Origin of the sequence: Bacillus sp. FJAT-42315 (assembly GCF_002797375.1) — a bacterium.
GTDB lineage: Bacteria > Bacillota > Bacilli > Bacillales > Domibacillaceae > Bacillus_CE.
Map to the genome: position 1 here is coordinate 236,129 of NZ_KZ454941.1, position 14,797 is coordinate 250,925.

Sequence of the window (14,797 nt, forward strand, 5' to 3'; positions counted from 1 at the left end):
CTCTTCACGATAGAAGATGCGGGGTTTTTCCGTAAATTTGTTTGATTTTCTTTTGAGCTAGTTTGAGTACTGTCTTATCGATGTCTTCAATTTGTTCGAGTAGCAGGGGCCATGTATCGGTGGAGAGTTCTTTACCGTATAAAGACACCCATTGTACATAGTCGGAGGCGGCTTCATCGAGCAGGCCTTGCTCTGCACGAAGGAAGGCTCTTCGGTAATAGGGCTCAGGTATAAAAGCATTGATAGTGATGGCCATATTATATAGTTCCTCTGCCTCTTCATCTTTCCCGAGTGATTCATAGATCAATCCTAAAGTGACATATCCTTGGAAGCTACTTGGAACACGTTCAATAAACTGCTCGATATCTGTCAGAGCCTGCTCTAACTGTCCCATACGCAAATGAATAAAGCCTCTCAAATGATATAAAGCCGTATATTCTGGCGCTACTTCTATCGCTATATCGCAGTCTTCTAGCGCCTCTTGGAATTTTTCTTGGGAAAGCCGACAGCGGGCTAGCTTTTCTAAAATGACAGGCGAATCAGGCTCTAGCTCGATTCCTTTCGTGAAGGATTGCTCTGCCTCTTCTAAGTACCCCATTCCAAGCAACACCATTCCTTCATCGAGTGCATACTCGCTCACTTCATTCAGTGATGGATTCTCTTGTAAAGCGGATAGTAAATCATCATAGGCTTGTTCAAACTTTCCTTGCTGATAGCGTACGAAGCTTCTTTCGCGTAACGTTTGATCCTTCATATCTTCTTCTTTTTCTAAAGCGATGGTGTAATCATTTTCCGCCTTTTCAAAGCGACCGAGTTTTCCGTAGAGTTGGGCTCTTAGTTTGTATACGCTCGCATCTTCACTATCTAGCTTGACTAACTCATGACAATGAACGAGTGCTTGATGTAAATTTCCCGAGAAATAATGGACACGACTTAACCAATATTGAGGATCGGGGTCTTTTTCATCTAGTTCCTGTGCTCGATGAAAATCGGCCAAGCTTTCTTCGTATTTTTCTAGCTCAAATAGAAGAATTCCGCGTTCAATATATAAGCTAAAGGCATCTGGATAGCGATGTATAGCTTCATTTAATGCTTCTTCCGCCTCTTCTGTTTGATCAGTTTCAAGTAATAAATGGGCATAATCGGGCAGAAAGTCAAAGCCCTCTTTAATGATTGATTGAAAAGTATGTACGGCATCAGCGGAATAGCGTGCTCGATCCCAATATAGCTGCAAGCCTTCATCCTCCATAGATTGGAAAAAAGCGAGAAGCTGACAGGCTTTCTCCATATTTTCTAAAGCTGCATCTAGTTCGTCATTTTCTTCGTAGGCTTTCGCTAAACGGTAATAAAACATCGGAACGGCATTGTCCTCTGATTGAACAGCTTGTTGAAAAGCAGCTAGTGCTTTGTCGACAAACCCATGGTCAAATAACACGTAGCCATATTCATACCAAGAAGAATTTACTTGTGGGTGACCGAGTTCCTCTTCACGTTTAATCGCTTGTTTATAGTCAGCTAATGCTTCATCAATATATCCTAAATCTTGGTGAACAAGTGCTCTTGTATAATAATACCAATAATAGTCTTCTAGGCTAATCGCTTTGTTTAAAAAGATCAGAGCTTCTTCCTCGCGGTTATCTTCTCTAAAAATATGACCAGCCACTCCATGTAAGTAAGCATCATCCGGAAAATGTGTTAGCCCCTTTTCAATAATGGCGATTCCTTCTTGCGTTCGCCCTATATAATGGAGACCTTCTGCATACACAGCGAAGTCTTTCGCTTCAAACCACTTGTGTTCGACCTGTTCATAATAGGGAACGGCGGTTTGGCTATCTTTCATGGCTCGTGCTTTTTTTAATAGTTCCACGGCTCATTCAACTCCTTTCCTGTCTCTTTTTCTTAAGCATATCAAATTTCTACAATCGGAGTGACAGGAATCGTCATTTTTAAGATTCTTTTTCGAATGAAATTGTTGCATAATAAGAAAGGATTCAAAAAATTTATAAAAGGGGAATAATTGATGAAACTAACTTACAAAGGGAAAACAAAGGATGTTTATGCACTGGAGGATGGAAATTATCTTTTAAAATTTAAAGACGATGTAACTGGAGAAAATGGAGTGTTTGATCCAGGAGCTAACACAGTTGGTTTAACGATGGAAGGAGCAGGCCGCGCGGGGCTTCGCTTAACGAAACACTTTTTTGAAGTTTTACAAGAAAAAGAGATTCCGACTCATTATGTTGACGCCAACATTGAAGAAGCAACTATGACAGTGAAACCAGCGACTGTATTCGGTAAAGGGCTAGAAGTGATTTGTCGTTTCCGAGCAGTTGGAAGCTTTCTTCGTCGCTATGGCATGTATGCAGAAGAAGGTCAAGCGTTAGATGCTTTCGTGGAAGTGACATTAAAGGATGATGATCGCCAAGACCCACCAATTACAGAGGACGCTCTTGATATGTTGGGGATTTTGACAAAAGAAGAATATACAGTGTTGAAAGAGCTAACACAGAAAATTGCTCACACAGTGAAAGAAGAGTTAGCAAAGAAAGAAATCGAATTATACGATATTAAATTTGAATTTGGTCGTTTAGCTGATGGACAAATCGTGTTAATTGACGAAATTTCTGGTGGTAATATGCGTGCATATAAGCATGGGGAATACATCGAGCCGTTGACATTAGAGCAAATGATGTTGGAGAACTAATCAAAGAGAAGGTGCCAGGGATGGCGCCTTTTTTTATAAATCAGTCTCCTTAACAAGACGTATTGTTGTTGTTAATTTCTAAATAGTAAAAAAATTAACCTAAACCTAGTTTTCGTTTCGTCACTTTGATGGGTATAATGATAAAAAAAACTCATGGAGAGATACGATGGAACCTCAATTAGAAGAAAAATACGACATTATGGATGTGAGCTTACTGGCGGGCAAGATGATGTTAGAGAGCGGGGCAGAGACGTATCGAGTAGAGGATACGATGATAAGAATTGCTCAGTCTTTTGGTATTAAGGAATCCCATTGTTACGTGACACCAACGGGCATTATGTTTTCGATAGAGACGCAAAAGCCGACGAAGACGAAATTAATTCGTATTTCCGAGAGAACGGTAGATTTGCAAAAAGTTTGTATGGTGAACAGTATTTCGAGAAAGATTAGTGCCGGTGAACTTACGGTGGAGCAAGCGTATCAGGAGTTAAAGGATTTGCAAAAGGTGGGTATGGCCTTTTCGCTCTCCATGCGAATTGTGGCTGCTTTTATTGCTAGCGGTTGTTTTTTGATGATGTTCCAAGGTGGTTGGTATGACTTTGTTCCAGCGATGATTGCTGGAGGAGTGGGGTTTGCATCGGTCATTTATTTGCACCGGATGATACCGATCAAGTTTTTCTCTGAATTTACGGCGGCGGTTATTATCGGTTTACTTTCTTACTTTTTTGTCTGGGTGGGAATGGGTAAGGAATTGGATAAAATTATTATCGGTTCGGTGATGCCACTTGTACCTGGCTTGCTAATTACCAATGCTGTGCGTGATTTAATGGCAGGGCATTTAATTTCCGGCTTGGCGCGGGGGGCAGAAGCCTTTTTGACTGCTTTTGCGATTGGTACAGGAATCGCTGTTGTTGTCACTTTTTTTCAGAATGGAGGATTTTAGATGGACATTGTTGTGCAGCTAGTCACGAGCTTTATAGCCGCAGCGGCCTTTGGGATTATTTTTAACGCACCGAAAGAATCACTTCTCACAAGCGGATTCGTTGGGATGATTGGCTGGATCGTCTATTATCTGTTTTGGAAAGAAGGCGTCAATGCCGTGCTCTCGACTGGTATATCCGCTTTTGTGATCGCTATTATTAGTCACGTGTACTCCAAAAGATACAAAATGCCGATTATTATTTTTACGGTGGCGGGCATTATTCCGCTCGTTCCCGGAGGAATTTCTTACAATGCGATGCGTAGTTTTGTTCAAAATGATTACAACACCGCCTTGACGTTAGCGGCTAAAGCCTTCATGATCTCGGGAGCGATTGCGATGGGACTCATCGTTTCAGAAGTATTACGTACGATTCCGAATAGGAAAAAAAAATAGTGTAGCCTTGGCTATCACTTTAGGAGGTAATTTGCGCTTATTTTAAGCATTATTTTGCGCTATAAGAAGGTAAATATGAAAAAGGAGTAAACTCCGTAGAATTTACTCCTTTTGTGATATAAATATCCAATTGTTTATTTGGAGTTAAAAGTCATTTATACACCGTTTCATATATCTTTTCTGCTTCATCTATGATATTAGAAAGTTCAGTTCCGTTCTTGAGATCTTCTTCTTCCTTTTTAGATAAGCTTCCTTCTAGTAGGTGGATACTCACAGGATTCTGCCCATCTTTATCCTTTCCACTCCATCTTAGCCATAATGGTTCATCTCTAATTTCAGTATAATAATCTAAATGTTTTGCATGAAAATCAAGAGAAAAATCTAATAGATCAGGCATTTTTTGATTTGGAAGTTTGAATGTGGTTCCATCTCCCATCTCTTTCGTATAATAGCCCAGTTGTTCGTTGTAAATAAACCCTAACTCCTCTACGCCACTCTGAAATTTACCCTCAACTGTATTTTTATTGATATTCCAAAGTATAGACCATATCATACCCACAACTATTAAAATACTACCCAAAACAATAATACCTTTTTTAAATTGTTTCCCTATTTTGATTTCTCTATCAATTGTTTTCACCATAACGGTATCCCCCTTTAACATTCTATCCAGCGATACATCAAACCTATTGCTAATATCTACTAGTGTTTGTAAATCTGGATAGCTTTTTTCGTTTTCCCAATTCGACACAGTTTGTCTAGTAACATGAAATAAACTAGCAAATTCCTCTTGTGTCATTTTGTTGGTTTTTCTGATTTCAGATATTGTCTTTCCGACTTTCATTCTGTTTCCTCCTTCTGTCTCTATTATTGGAAGTCATGATGAAAAAACCTAGCAATTAGAGTTTGCATAGCTTAAATAGGGAAGCAAAGAATCTTTGCATACGCTTAAAATAAGGGGTTGGGGCTATTTTCCGATTTTTCGTCAACTATAAATTCTACTATAACTCTTAAAGTGACACCTTGGCTTTTTCATGCCGCTATTTTTAAGTAAATAGTGAGTGATCACTCACTTTACTTGTGTTATAATGATAATGAGTGATTACTCACTATCATTATGGGGAGGGATAGAAATGAGCTCGTCGAATGCAATTGTCTCTGTTCAGCATGTCTCTAAAGCGTTTGGAAAGCATCAAGTGTTAAAGGATATTACGTTACAAATTAACGGTGGAGAAATCTTTGGTCTTCTAGGTCCGTCTGGCGCGGGGAAAACGACGTTAGTGAAGCAATTAGTGGGATTGGATTTGCCGACATCTGGTGAGAATTTTCTTTTTCAACAGAAAATGCCCTCGTTAAAATTAATTGAGAAAATCGGTTATATGGCACAATCTGATGCGTTATATGGGGAGTTGTCTGCCAAGGAGAATTTACAGTTTTTTGCTTCATTGTATGGCTTACAAGGAAAAAAGCAACAGCAAAGAATAGAGGCTGTCATGGAGGTTGTACAGTTAACGGATCACGTGAACAAGCTCGTTTCTACTTATTCTGGTGGCATGAAAAGAAGACTTTCATTAGCCATTGCCCTTCTTCACGAACCACAGCTTCTCATCCTTGATGAGCCTACTGTTGGTATCGATCCCGTTTTACGCAAAAGCATTTGGAATGCCTTTTACAAGTTAAAGGCGAAAGGAACGACATTGATTGTCACGACTCATGTCATGGATGAAGCGGAAAAATGTGATCGTTTAGCATTGATGCGAGATGGCTCTTTGATTGCTGTTGGTACACCTAATGAATTAAAGAAACAGACCGATTCGGCCACGATTGAAGAAGCATTTCTTGTGTATGGAGGGGCTTAACATGAGAGTAAAAGCGTTAGTGATTAGAATTTTACGGCAAATTGTACGCGATAAACGGACGATGGGATTATTAATTTTTGCGCCAATTCTTGTGTTAACGATGCTTCATTTAGTTTTTAATGGCGATGATTATACACCTAAAGTCGGTTTAGTTGATATTTCGGAACCGATGATGACGCAATTGAACTTAGAAGGTGCTGATATTCATGAATATGCAAATGAAGCGGAAGCGCTCGAAGGTTTAGAGAAGCAAATGATTGATGGATATGTCGTGTTTGATCAGCGAACTCCTTCTGTTTATTTAGAAGGAAGTGATCCAACTGTCACAGGAGCGACCGTTAAATGGCTACAAGCGGCTCTTCAGCCGTTGCAAAAAAATGAAAAAGCGCCAGAACTGACGCTCGAATATTTACATGGCTCTAGTGAGATGGGGCAATTTGATTATTTTGGACCTGTACTACTCGGCTTTTTTGTTTTTTTCTTTGTGTTTTTAATTGCGGGTGTCTCATTTTTAAGAGAGCGCACAACGGGGACGCTTGAGAGATTGCTTGCTAGTCCGCTGCGAAAATGGGAAATCGTCCTTGGCTATGTGCTTGGATTTGGAATTTTTACGATGATTCAAGCGACGATCATTGCTTCATATGGGATTTATGTGCTTGGGATGTTGATGGAAGGTGCGTTCGGATATGTGTTGCTGATTACGTTGCTTTTATCGTTAACGGCGCTTACTCTCGGTATTTTATTATCGGCGTTTGCTAATAATGAACTGCAAATGATTCAATTCATCCCGCTTGTTGTCGTGCCACAATTCTTTTTTTCAGGTTTGTTTAATTTAGAAACAATCTCTGAATGGCTAAGTTGGATCGGGCCATTGACACCGCTTTATTACGCAGCAGAAGGTTTGAGAGATGTGATGATTCGAGGGTATGGCTGGGAGGAAATCAGCTTCGATCTTTTGGCGCTAGCAGGCTTTTCGATCTTGTTTATGGCGTTGAACATTTTAGCTCTTAGAAAGTATCGGAAAGTGTAGTTCGGAGGAGGATGATAGAAGACGATGTCTGTTGAAGATCAAATGTTAGAGGAACTATTTCATATGGACGATGGATTGACTGAGAAGCAAAAGAAGATTTTAGCAGCGGCGATTGAATCATTCGCTGAGAAGGGCTACGCCGCCACATCCACGAGTGAAATTGCCAAAAAGGCGGGCGTTGCGGAAGGGACGATTTTTCGACATTACAAAACGAAACAGGAGCTGTTGTTGTCGATTGTCTCGCCCATTATGGCGAAATTTATTGCTCCGTTTGTAATCAAAGACTTAAATAAGGTGCTGAATCAAGAGCATGAAAACTTTGAAGATTTTTTAAAAGCGATGATTGAAAACCGGGCGGAATTCCTTAAAAATAATTTGCTGCTTTTTCGCATTTTAATTCAAGAAATACCGTTCCAGCCGAAGCTAAAAGAACAGTTTAAAGAACACGTGGCGACAAAAGTATTTGATAGACTAAAGCAAATTGTTGAGCATTATCAAGCAAAAGGTAAAATTGTGGAAATTCCACCATACAGCGTTATTCGCTTTGTCGCTTCCAGCATATTCGGTTACTTATTAGCGAGATACTTATTTATGCCAGAAGCCGACTGGAACGACGAAGCAGAAATCAACTTAACGGTGCACATGATCATGCATGGGTTGGCAGGTGCCTGTCACGCCCCGGATTTTGTTGAAAAATAAAAGAGGGCCATGTAGAAAGTCTGTGAGAATTGACTTTCTACATGGCCTGTTTTTTACTGAATTACACTCTTTTTCACACTTTGTCTCGATCGGCTCGTTCCAGTTCATATGTCGCTGAACGGCGCCTTCCACTTTTCTATTAAATCGGATGGAAGTGGTCGTCTGCGGGCTCGATATGGATGATGGCGTCTCGGATTTTGTATTTCTTTAAGAGTATAGCTTCGATGTTTTCGGTGATTGTGTGGCTTTCGGTGACATTGAGTTCGGGATTGACGCAGACGACGACATCGACGAGGGTTAAGTTGCCGTGTAAGCGGGCTTTGATGCTTCGCACGTTTTGAACACCAACGACTTGTTGGATGGTTTTTTTAATATTTTCCAATTCTACTTCATCATAGCCGTCAGTCAGGGCATGAGACGCCTCCCTGAAAATTTCCCAAGCGGTTTTAATGATAATGAGTCCAACGATGAAGGCTGTTAGCACATCGAGCCAGTCGATGCCTAACTGTGCCCCTATAATACCGATGAAGGCACCAATGCTAACGAGTGCATCGGAACGGTTATCTTGTGCCGCTGCCATTAGCGACTTGCTATTAATGCTTTTAGCTAGTTTAGAGTTGTAAAAATAAATTCCGAACATAAATATGGCACTGAATAAAGCGACCCAAGCAGTAAGCATACTTGGTGTCGTTTGTTCTTCTGAAAAGAGTGACCGGCCTGCTTCAATGAGTACTTGAAATCCAACGGTCATCATAATAAAGGCCGCGATTAAAGAAGCGATCGTTTCTGCCCGAAAATGACCGTATCGATGATCTTCATCTGGTGGCTTACGAGCAATTTTCAACCCGATCAAAATCGCAATCGAGGCAACTACATCTGTTGAGTTATTTAATCCATCGGCTTGGAGCGCCTGAGAGCCTCCGATGTAACCAACCGTTAGCTTTAATACCGAGAGGAAAATGTAAGCGATAATGCTGATCCATGCGCCTTTTTCTCCCTTTTTTATATCTTCATATGTTTCCATTTCTTCATTCCTCCAGTTTTCATTCAACTGTTAGACATTAGCATAACAGGTGAAAATCGTGTGGGTCTAGAGCAACAAGGTTGGCATTAGGGAAACTTTGTAGCCTTATGAAAGTCAGTTGTGGAGGTCAAAAGGAGAAAATAGTAAAAAAATAAATGACTTTTCAAATTATATCTTTTACTTTATGAAAAAATAGTTGCAAATTAGTTTTTCTATTCCTTCAATAAATGATGCAGCAGCCGCTCTTTATCATCAAAAAACTGTCTCATGATTTGATAATGTCCGGTTTCTTCTAGCGGTTTCTCTTGCAGGCCACCTTCTGTTAATTCTAAAATTTTCGATTCAGGGTAAGCCATTAATAACGGAGAGTGAGTAGCAATAATAAACTGTGAGTTCTCTGCTACTAACTCGTGCATTCGGGATAACATCGACAGTTGTCGTAAAGGCGATAAAGCGGCCTCTGGTTCGTCGAGAATATAAAGCCCATTTCCGCTGAATCGGTGGGTAAAGGCGGCAAAAAATGATTCTCCGTGGGATTGCTCATGAAGCGAAACGCCACCATAAGAATCGATGATCCGTCCGCCGAATCCTTCTTTATCTAGGTCTTCAATATTCGATGCTAAATTATAAAAGGTTTCTGCGCGCAAGAAAAAGCCATCTTTTGGCTTTAAGATGCCTTTAATCAGTTTTGTGTATTTTTCCAATTCTGAGTGAGAGTCATGAGTAGAAAAGTTGAAATTAAATGTGCCGCCTTCTGGATTAAACCCTGAGGCGATGGCAATCGCTTCTAATAAGGTCGATTTGCCCATTCCGTTTTCCCCGATAATATAAGTCACTTTCGGATGGAAAGAGATTTGCTCCGACTGAACAAAAGGAAAGTGAAAGGGATATCGTTGAAAAGAAGGAACGCTTTCTTGTTTAAACTCAAGGGCTCTAATAAATGGACTACTTTGAAATGAATTCATCTGAACCTCCAAAATGGGTGATTTTTCCCTAAGTCTATCAAAAATTGAAAGAATAAGGGGGTTCATTTCGTTCAAAACTGTCATAAAATTAAGAGTTAAGGAGAAGTTGTCCATTGACTGTAAAACTTTCCTTGATGCACAATAATAAAGAAATGAGCTTAAAGGAAGGGATCGGTACACATGTTTATGGAGTGGTTTTCTCAGTTAAACCCAGCTATTCAGGCGTTGTTTGGTGGGTTAATGACGTGGGGCTTGACGGCGCTTGGGGCATCCATGGTCTTTTTCTTTCGTCAAATGAATCAAAACTGGATGAACGCGATGTTTGGTTTTGCAGCAGGTGTAATGATTGCGGCTTCTTTTTGGTCATTGTTAGCTCCAGCAATTGACTTCAGTGAGCAAAATGGCCAAATTCCATGGCTTCCGCCAGCGATTGGATTTTTAGCGGGAGGCTTGTTCATCCGACTGCTCGATGTGGTTGTGCCTCATCTTGATATTGGTTTAGCTGAACATGAAGCGGAAGGTCCTAAAACGAAATTAAACAAGTCGACGTTATTGTTTTTGGCGATTACGCTGCATAATATTCCTGAAGGGTTAGCGATCGGTGTGGCTTTCGGGGCAGCCTCTTTAGGTCTTTCCGATGCTTCTGTAATTGGGGCAATTGGGCTTGCTATCGGGATCGGTATTCAAAATATGCCAGAAGGCGCTGCTCTTTCTGTGCCGTTGCGTGGAGAAGGGCTGTCTCGTGTAAAAGCTTTCAATTACGGACAATTATCGGCTATTGTTGAACCAATTGCGGCTGTGATTGGCGCGGTTGCTGTGCTCGCTGTACAGCCGATTCTACCGTATGCGCTTGCTTTTGCGGCTGGAGCGATGATCTTTGTCGTCGTTGAACAATTGATTCCGCAATCGCAATCGTCTGGAAGCACCGACTTTGCGACAACAGGTGTGATGTGTGGTTTTACTGTTATGATGATTTTAGATGTAGCGCTCGGATAAGTAGGTTGGAGAACTCTAGATATGAATCTAGGGTTCTTTGTAATGGATTAGAAAAAACGGTAGCTATAATGCATACAATAGGCAGTAGGTGTGGAAAGGGGATGGAGATGACGTTCGCTTACTTTAATGGAAGGTTCATTGATGGACAGGAGCCGGTCATTCCGATTGAGGAACGTGGTCATCAGTTTGGTGACGGTGTCTATGAAGTGATTCGTTTTTACAACAAGAAGCCGTTTATGATGAAAGAGCATTTAGAGCGGCTGTACGGTGGTGCAAAGGCGATTAAGCTTACGATTGGAAGCGAGCCGGAAGAATTGGAGAAGGCGATGCTTGAACTAGTCGAGAGCAGTGGGCTAAAGAATGCGGACTTATATATGCAGGCAACTAGGGGAGTGGCACCGAGACAGCATCTATTCCCTCAATGCTCAGCTTCGATTTCTATGACAGTCAAGCCTTCTCAACCTATTTCGGAAGAATTACGTCAGCAAGGAGTTAAAGTCTTACTGTTAGAAGATGAACGCTGGAAAAATTGCTATATTAAATCGCTGAATTTGTTGCCGAATGTGTTGGCAAAGCAGGAAGCATATGAGCAGAATTGCTTTGAGTCGGTGCTTGTGCGAGACGGATTTATTACGGAAGGGTCGAGCTCTAACTTTTTCATTGTGAAAGAAGGAAGCGTTCAAACGGCACCGCTGACCAACTATATTTTACCTGGTATTACGCGTATCGCCGTCAAAGCGATCGCTGAGGAGCTAGCGATTCCGTTTATCGAGCGGGCATTTACGGAGGCAGAGCTTGTTGAAGCAGATGAAGCTTTTCTAACGAGTACGCTGTGTGAAGTACTGCCAGTAACGGTTGTTAATCACCGAAAGGTTGGGGATGGGAAGCCAGGACTCATTACCGAGACGTTGCTGGCTCATTTGCAAGACAGAACGAAATAACGGATGTGAAAATAAAAGAGCGTGACTGCCACTTATATGATTAGGCAGTTACGCTCTTTTCAGATTAAGAAAGTCGACGAAAGCCTTCTTCATCTAAGTATTGTAAAGCGGCTTCGTACGTATGGAACGTACCGTCTAAATTCAAGCCAGCATACACATTCCACATTTCATCTTCTTCAATGAGTAGTAATGTATGTCCATCTTCATTAACCCATTTCTCTTCATAAGCATCTCCAATAATCGCTTGTTCTTCATTTGATTTCGGTGATAGCGAAAGAATAGCTTCATCTAGGACCGTTCGTAGTTCTTCCGCTGAAAAATCACGAATATTGACCATTCCCTTAGAGTCGGTTGGATAATGAGACAATTCGCCAGCATAAACAAAACCGTTTCCGTTTGGGTGGAGATGATACACAATATTTTTCTTATCTGTTACACTGTCTTCAAAGTGAAAATTGACGCGGCCAAGAGAAACATTTTTACGCTCAAGTTGTGGGAAAGATTCAATAATTTCCAGTTTTTCTTCAAAAGTTAGCATATAGCCTCCATATATTTGAGTTATGATAAGATTTAATTATAGCATATCGTGAAGAAAGGAAGAATTCTATGAGGAAGCGAATTTGTTTATATGTTGTTGTCTTTTTGCTAGCGGTTGCTACCGCCTTGCCGGTGAAAGCAGAGGCGGCGGGACTTCATTACGTAGCATTGGGTGATTCATTAGCAGCTGGACAAACCCCGAACAAAGAGATTGGGGCGGGTTATGCGGACTTAATTGCTCTCTCTTTACAGCAGTCTGGTAGCTTAGCGAGCTTTTCGAAAAATTGGGCGTTTCCGGGTTATACAACAGAGCAAGTGCTCGAGCAACTCGATAAAAAAGGAGCCCAGCAAGATGTTCGTAAAGCGAATATCATTACAATTTCCGCTGGAGCGAATGATTTATTGCCGCTTATTCGCAATGATTCCGTCCGCGGCATGCTTAGCTACGAGCCGATTCCAGCGGCATTTGCCCTCAATCGTGTGCGGAAAACGTATATTCAATTGCTCGATAAAATTGAAAAGTTGAATCCTCATGCAGAGGTGTATGCGATGGGCTATTATTTTCCATACCCCCATGTGAAAGAACAGCATAAGCCATCTGTCGAAAAACAGCTGGGGATTTTAAACCAAATTATTAAACAAGAAGCGGAACGAGCTGGTGCTCATTTTGTGCCGGTGAGCTCGCGTTTTGGCAATAGTGCGAAGTCTTTGCTTCCAAATCCGAAAGATGTTCATCCGAACACGGCCGGCTATTTGCAAATGGCCAATAGTTTTCTCGATGTGTACACGCCAGGTAGTCCTGATATACCAGAGCAAGTGTTAAATACTTTGCCAGCACCGATTCCTTTTTCAAAGCTGACTTCGAATGAAAAGGAAGAGGAAAAGGAAGCGGAGAAGGAGGAAGAAGCGAAAGCAGAGGTTGCTATGGTGGATCAGCCGATCAACGGATGTAAACGAGGAGAGGAATTGTTAGTAAGACGATAAAAAGGCTGTTGCAAAGACAGCCTTTTCATTTATACACCTAAAAAGAACAGTGTAGCAGGGATGGTTACGATGCTTAATAACGTCGTGACTAACGTGTTAAAAGAAACGAGATCTGGCTCCGTGCCGAACTGTATCGCTGCTAATGTCGTGTTGGCGGCTGCGGGCATCGCCGCTTGCAAAATGAGCACATCTTTTAACAAGTCATTCAGAGGAAGAAACGATGTGATCACGACCGCAAGTGCTGGCGAAGCGATCAAACGGATAGTCGTGACAGCAGACACAAAACGGTAAGCCACTCGTTTTTTTGCGATCACTGCTAGTTGCATACCGAGAACGAGCATGATCGTCGGAATTGAGGCGTTGGCAACTAAGCTAATCGCATCCATAAACGGTTTCGGCAGATCAATTGACAGTAGCTGAAAAGTAAGTCCTAAAGAGGTACCGTAAATAACAGGCATGCGCAGGACCCGGAGTAATGATTGTTTGAATGTCATCCTCTGTTTGCTGCCGAGAGAAGCGAAAAATAGCCCAATCGTATTCATTAATAGCGACTGGAACACCATCATGATGACCGCATAATCAAAACCGACGGCTCCAAAGGCGAAAAGAACAACCGGTGCTCCGTAGTTACCGCTATTCATAAAGGCGCCACCAAGAATCATTGCCGCTATTTTTTGCCTTGAAGCTTTCATCATTATGCCTGTGACCGCAACGATGGCGATTAATACAAAGCAGAGGATAAAGCAGAAGCTAATAATATAGACATACTCCATCGTCAGCTTATTCGTATAAAAGGTGCGAAACGCAAGAAATGGCGACATAATATAAAGAGCCATCATCGAAATCGAGCGAATCTCAAATCCTATCAATTTTTGACCAACAAAACCAGTGAAAAAAATAAGAAAGGCTGGCAACACAATCATCAACAAGTCCAACACATATTCAACTCCGTCCAATCGACAAGCTTTCCTTCATGATAACAGAATATTGGCGCAAAAAGGCGAGTACCGAAAAAATAGGTACTCGCCTTTTTTATTATTTTCTCTCGTAGAATTGGTACATAGACATTTCTTCATCAGTTGTTTTCGCTAGTTCAAACGCTTCTTTTACGCTTTTTTTGTTCTGAATGATTTCATAAAAGAATCGTAAGGCAAACATAAGTGCTGCATTTCCATCCGGGTAATCATCGGGGCCAATGTATGCTTGGCAGCCACTATCCATAAAGGCTTGCGCCAATAGCGGTACTCCTAGTGTACAACCATTCGCTAAAATAATTTTATCCTTTAATTTGGCAAATCGCTTTACATCATTTGGACTGAAATCGCCTTTTGGTTCATTGACCCCATAGACGGATTCATCTAACTCTGGCATAACGAATTGACCTTCATCGCCGTGGAAATTAAGAATGATATAATCCGTGTCCGGGTACAGCTCCTCTCCAGAGAGTACGCCTATTAAATCGTTTGGTCTTCCAATCCAATAAGTAATGACACGCCCTCCAAAATATTCAATAGCGGAACGAATCGCATTAGAATCCATATCACAATCAGGTCCACATACTAAAGCAACAGTTAAATCTGGTTTACTCATCTTTATATTCCTCCGTTTTTTATATTTATTTGTCGATCAAATAAGGGCAGTATTCGGAGGTGGTCGAGCCCAGAGGTCATAGATAACAGGTTA

The 14,797-nt window shown here is 41.3% G+C and carries 16 protein-coding genes; 9 read left to right on the forward strand and 7 right to left on the reverse strand.

Annotation, left to right across the window (positions count from 1 at the left end; translation table 11 throughout):
• Positions 1-4 precede the first annotated feature (4 nt).
• Positions 5-1,867: a tetratricopeptide repeat protein gene (locus CEF22_RS01155; RefSeq protein WP_100401406.1), complete on the reverse strand. Its 1,863-nt coding sequence runs from the start codon at positions 1,865-1,867 to the stop codon at positions 5-7.
• Between the two features lie 153 nt (positions 1,868-2,020).
• On the opposite strand from CEF22_RS01155, the gene CEF22_RS01160 reads away from it, so the two are divergent.
• The 3 genes from CEF22_RS01160 to CEF22_RS01170 all read left to right on the forward strand — a co-directional run bounded on the left by CEF22_RS01160 (position 2,021) and on the right by CEF22_RS01170 (position 4,079).
• A complete protein-coding gene (locus CEF22_RS01160; RefSeq protein ID WP_100401407.1) occupies positions 2,021-2,704 on the forward strand; it encodes a phosphoribosylaminoimidazolesuccinocarboxamide synthase in 684 nt (227 codons plus the stop codon).
• A 166-nt stretch (positions 2,705-2,870) separates the two neighbouring features.
• Positions 2,871-3,647, forward strand: coding sequence for a threonine/serine exporter family protein (locus CEF22_RS01165; protein WP_100401408.1), 777 nt, complete (start codon positions 2,871-2,873; stop codon positions 3,645-3,647).
• Positions 3,648-4,079 carry a threonine/serine exporter family protein gene (locus CEF22_RS01170; protein WP_100401409.1) on the forward strand — a complete coding sequence of 144 codons (432 nt, stop codon included), beginning with the start codon at positions 3,648-3,650 and terminating at the stop codon, positions 4,077-4,079.
• 151 nt (positions 4,080-4,230) lie between these two features.
• On the opposite strand, the gene CEF22_RS01175 is transcribed toward CEF22_RS01170, so the two are convergent.
• Positions 4,231-4,923: a helix-turn-helix domain-containing protein gene (locus tag CEF22_RS01175; protein ID WP_100401410.1), complete on the reverse strand. Its 693-nt coding sequence runs from the start codon at positions 4,921-4,923 to the stop codon at positions 4,231-4,233.
• A gap of 289 nt (positions 4,924-5,212) precedes the next feature.
• Between CEF22_RS01175 and CEF22_RS01180 the strand changes: the two genes are divergently transcribed.
• Genes CEF22_RS01180 through CEF22_RS01190 form a run of 3 tightly spaced genes read left to right on the forward strand, consistent with a single transcriptional unit; the run spans position 5,213 to position 7,667 of the window.
• Positions 5,213-5,938 carry an ABC transporter ATP-binding protein gene (locus tag CEF22_RS01180; RefSeq protein WP_100401411.1) on the forward strand — a complete coding sequence of 242 codons (726 nt, stop codon included), beginning with the start codon at positions 5,213-5,215 and terminating at the stop codon, positions 5,936-5,938.
• 1 nt (position 5,939) lies between these two features.
• Positions 5,940-6,968, forward strand: a complete 1,029-nt coding sequence (locus CEF22_RS01185; protein ID WP_100401412.1) for an ABC transporter permease — start codon at positions 5,940-5,942, stop codon at positions 6,966-6,968.
• A 24-nt stretch (positions 6,969-6,992) separates the two neighbouring features.
• Positions 6,993-7,667, forward strand: a complete 675-nt coding sequence (locus CEF22_RS01190; RefSeq protein ID WP_100401413.1) for a TetR/AcrR family transcriptional regulator — start codon at positions 6,993-6,995, stop codon at positions 7,665-7,667.
• 139 nt (positions 7,668-7,806) lie between these two features.
• On the opposite strand, the gene CEF22_RS01195 is transcribed toward CEF22_RS01190, so the two are convergent.
• Both CEF22_RS01195 and CEF22_RS01200 read right to left on the reverse strand, forming a co-directional pair.
• Positions 7,807-8,691, reverse strand: coding sequence for a cation diffusion facilitator family transporter (locus tag CEF22_RS01195; protein ID WP_100401414.1), 885 nt, complete (start codon positions 8,689-8,691; stop codon positions 7,807-7,809).
• Between the two features lie 212 nt (positions 8,692-8,903).
• Positions 8,904-9,656 carry an AAA family ATPase gene (locus tag CEF22_RS01200; protein ID WP_100401415.1) on the reverse strand — a complete coding sequence of 251 codons (753 nt, stop codon included), beginning with the start codon at positions 9,654-9,656 and terminating at the stop codon, positions 8,904-8,906.
• Between the two features lie 180 nt (positions 9,657-9,836).
• On the opposite strand from CEF22_RS01200, the gene CEF22_RS01205 reads away from it, so the two are divergent.
• Complete coding sequence (locus CEF22_RS01205) at positions 9,837-10,652, forward strand: ZIP family metal transporter (RefSeq protein ID WP_232726034.1); 816 nt, start codon at positions 9,837-9,839, stop codon at positions 10,650-10,652.
• 101 nt (positions 10,653-10,753) lie between these two features.
• The gene (gene dat / locus CEF22_RS01210) at positions 10,754-11,593 is read left to right on the forward strand and encodes a D-amino-acid transaminase (RefSeq protein WP_232726035.1); all 840 of its coding nucleotides are present in this window, start codon (positions 10,754-10,756) and stop codon (positions 11,591-11,593) included.
• 64 nt (positions 11,594-11,657) lie between these two features.
• Here dat and CEF22_RS01215 read toward each other — a convergent pair whose 3' ends face one another.
• Complete coding sequence (locus CEF22_RS01215; protein WP_100401416.1) at positions 11,658-12,131, reverse strand: hypothetical protein; 474 nt, start codon at positions 12,129-12,131, stop codon at positions 11,658-11,660.
• 68 nt (positions 12,132-12,199) lie between these two features.
• Here CEF22_RS01215 and CEF22_RS01220 point away from each other — a divergent pair, with 68 nt between their 5' ends.
• On the forward strand, positions 12,200-13,114 hold the full coding sequence (locus tag CEF22_RS01220) for an SGNH/GDSL hydrolase family protein (protein WP_100401417.1): 915 nt from the start codon (positions 12,200-12,202) through the stop codon (positions 13,112-13,114).
• Between the two features lie 29 nt (positions 13,115-13,143).
• On the opposite strand, the gene CEF22_RS01225 is transcribed toward CEF22_RS01220, so the two are convergent.
• Together CEF22_RS01225 and CEF22_RS01230 are read right to left on the reverse strand one after the other, a co-directional pair.
• A complete protein-coding gene (locus tag CEF22_RS01225; protein WP_100403869.1) occupies positions 13,144-14,049 on the reverse strand; it encodes an AEC family transporter in 906 nt (301 codons plus the stop codon).
• Positions 14,050-14,149: 100 nt separating this feature from the next.
• Positions 14,150-14,704 carry a delta-aminolevulinic acid dehydratase gene (locus tag CEF22_RS01230; protein ID WP_095479956.1) on the reverse strand — a complete coding sequence of 185 codons (555 nt, stop codon included), beginning with the start codon at positions 14,702-14,704 and terminating at the stop codon, positions 14,150-14,152.
• Between the last annotated feature and the right edge of the window lie 93 nt (positions 14,705-14,797).

Bases quoted from the DNA above. Each gene is read 5' to 3' on its own strand.
- CEF22_RS01180 (WP_100401411.1), top strand. From the start codon at position 5,213: ATGAGCTCGTCGAATGCAATTGTCTCTGTTCAGCATGTCTCTAAAGCG.
- CEF22_RS01195 (WP_100401414.1), bottom strand. From the start codon at position 8,691: ATGGAAACATATGAAGATATAAAAAAGGGAGAAAAAGGCGCATGGATC.
- CEF22_RS01185 (WP_100401412.1), top strand. From the start codon at position 5,940: ATGAGAGTAAAAGCGTTAGTGATTAGAATTTTACGGCAAATTGTACGC.
- CEF22_RS01230 (WP_095479956.1), bottom strand. From the start codon at position 14,704: ATGAGTAAACCAGATTTAACTGTTGCTTTAGTATGTGGACCTGATTGT.
- CEF22_RS01160 (WP_100401407.1), top strand. From the start codon at position 2,021: ATGAAACTAACTTACAAAGGGAAAACAAAGGATGTTTATGCACTGGAG.
- CEF22_RS01220 (WP_100401417.1), top strand. From the start codon at position 12,200: ATGAGGAAGCGAATTTGTTTATATGTTGTTGTCTTTTTGCTAGCGGTT.
- dat (WP_232726035.1), top strand. From the start codon at position 10,754: ATGGAGATGACGTTCGCTTACTTTAATGGAAGGTTCATTGATGGACAG.
- CEF22_RS01165 (WP_100401408.1), top strand. From the start codon at position 2,871: ATGGAACCTCAATTAGAAGAAAAATACGACATTATGGATGTGAGCTTA.
- CEF22_RS01170 (WP_100401409.1), top strand. From the start codon at position 3,648: ATGGACATTGTTGTGCAGCTAGTCACGAGCTTTATAGCCGCAGCGGCC.
- CEF22_RS01205 (WP_232726034.1), top strand. From the start codon at position 9,837: ATGTTTATGGAGTGGTTTTCTCAGTTAAACCCAGCTATTCAGGCGTTG.
- CEF22_RS01215 (WP_100401416.1), bottom strand. From the start codon at position 12,131: ATGCTAACTTTTGAAGAAAAACTGGAAATTATTGAATCTTTCCCACAA.
- CEF22_RS01200 (WP_100401415.1), bottom strand. From the start codon at position 9,656: ATGAATTCATTTCAAAGTAGTCCATTTATTAGAGCCCTTGAGTTTAAA.
- CEF22_RS01190 (WP_100401413.1), top strand. From the start codon at position 6,993: ATGTCTGTTGAAGATCAAATGTTAGAGGAACTATTTCATATGGACGAT.
- CEF22_RS01175 (WP_100401410.1), bottom strand. From the start codon at position 4,923: ATGAAAGTCGGAAAGACAATATCTGAAATCAGAAAAACCAACAAAATG.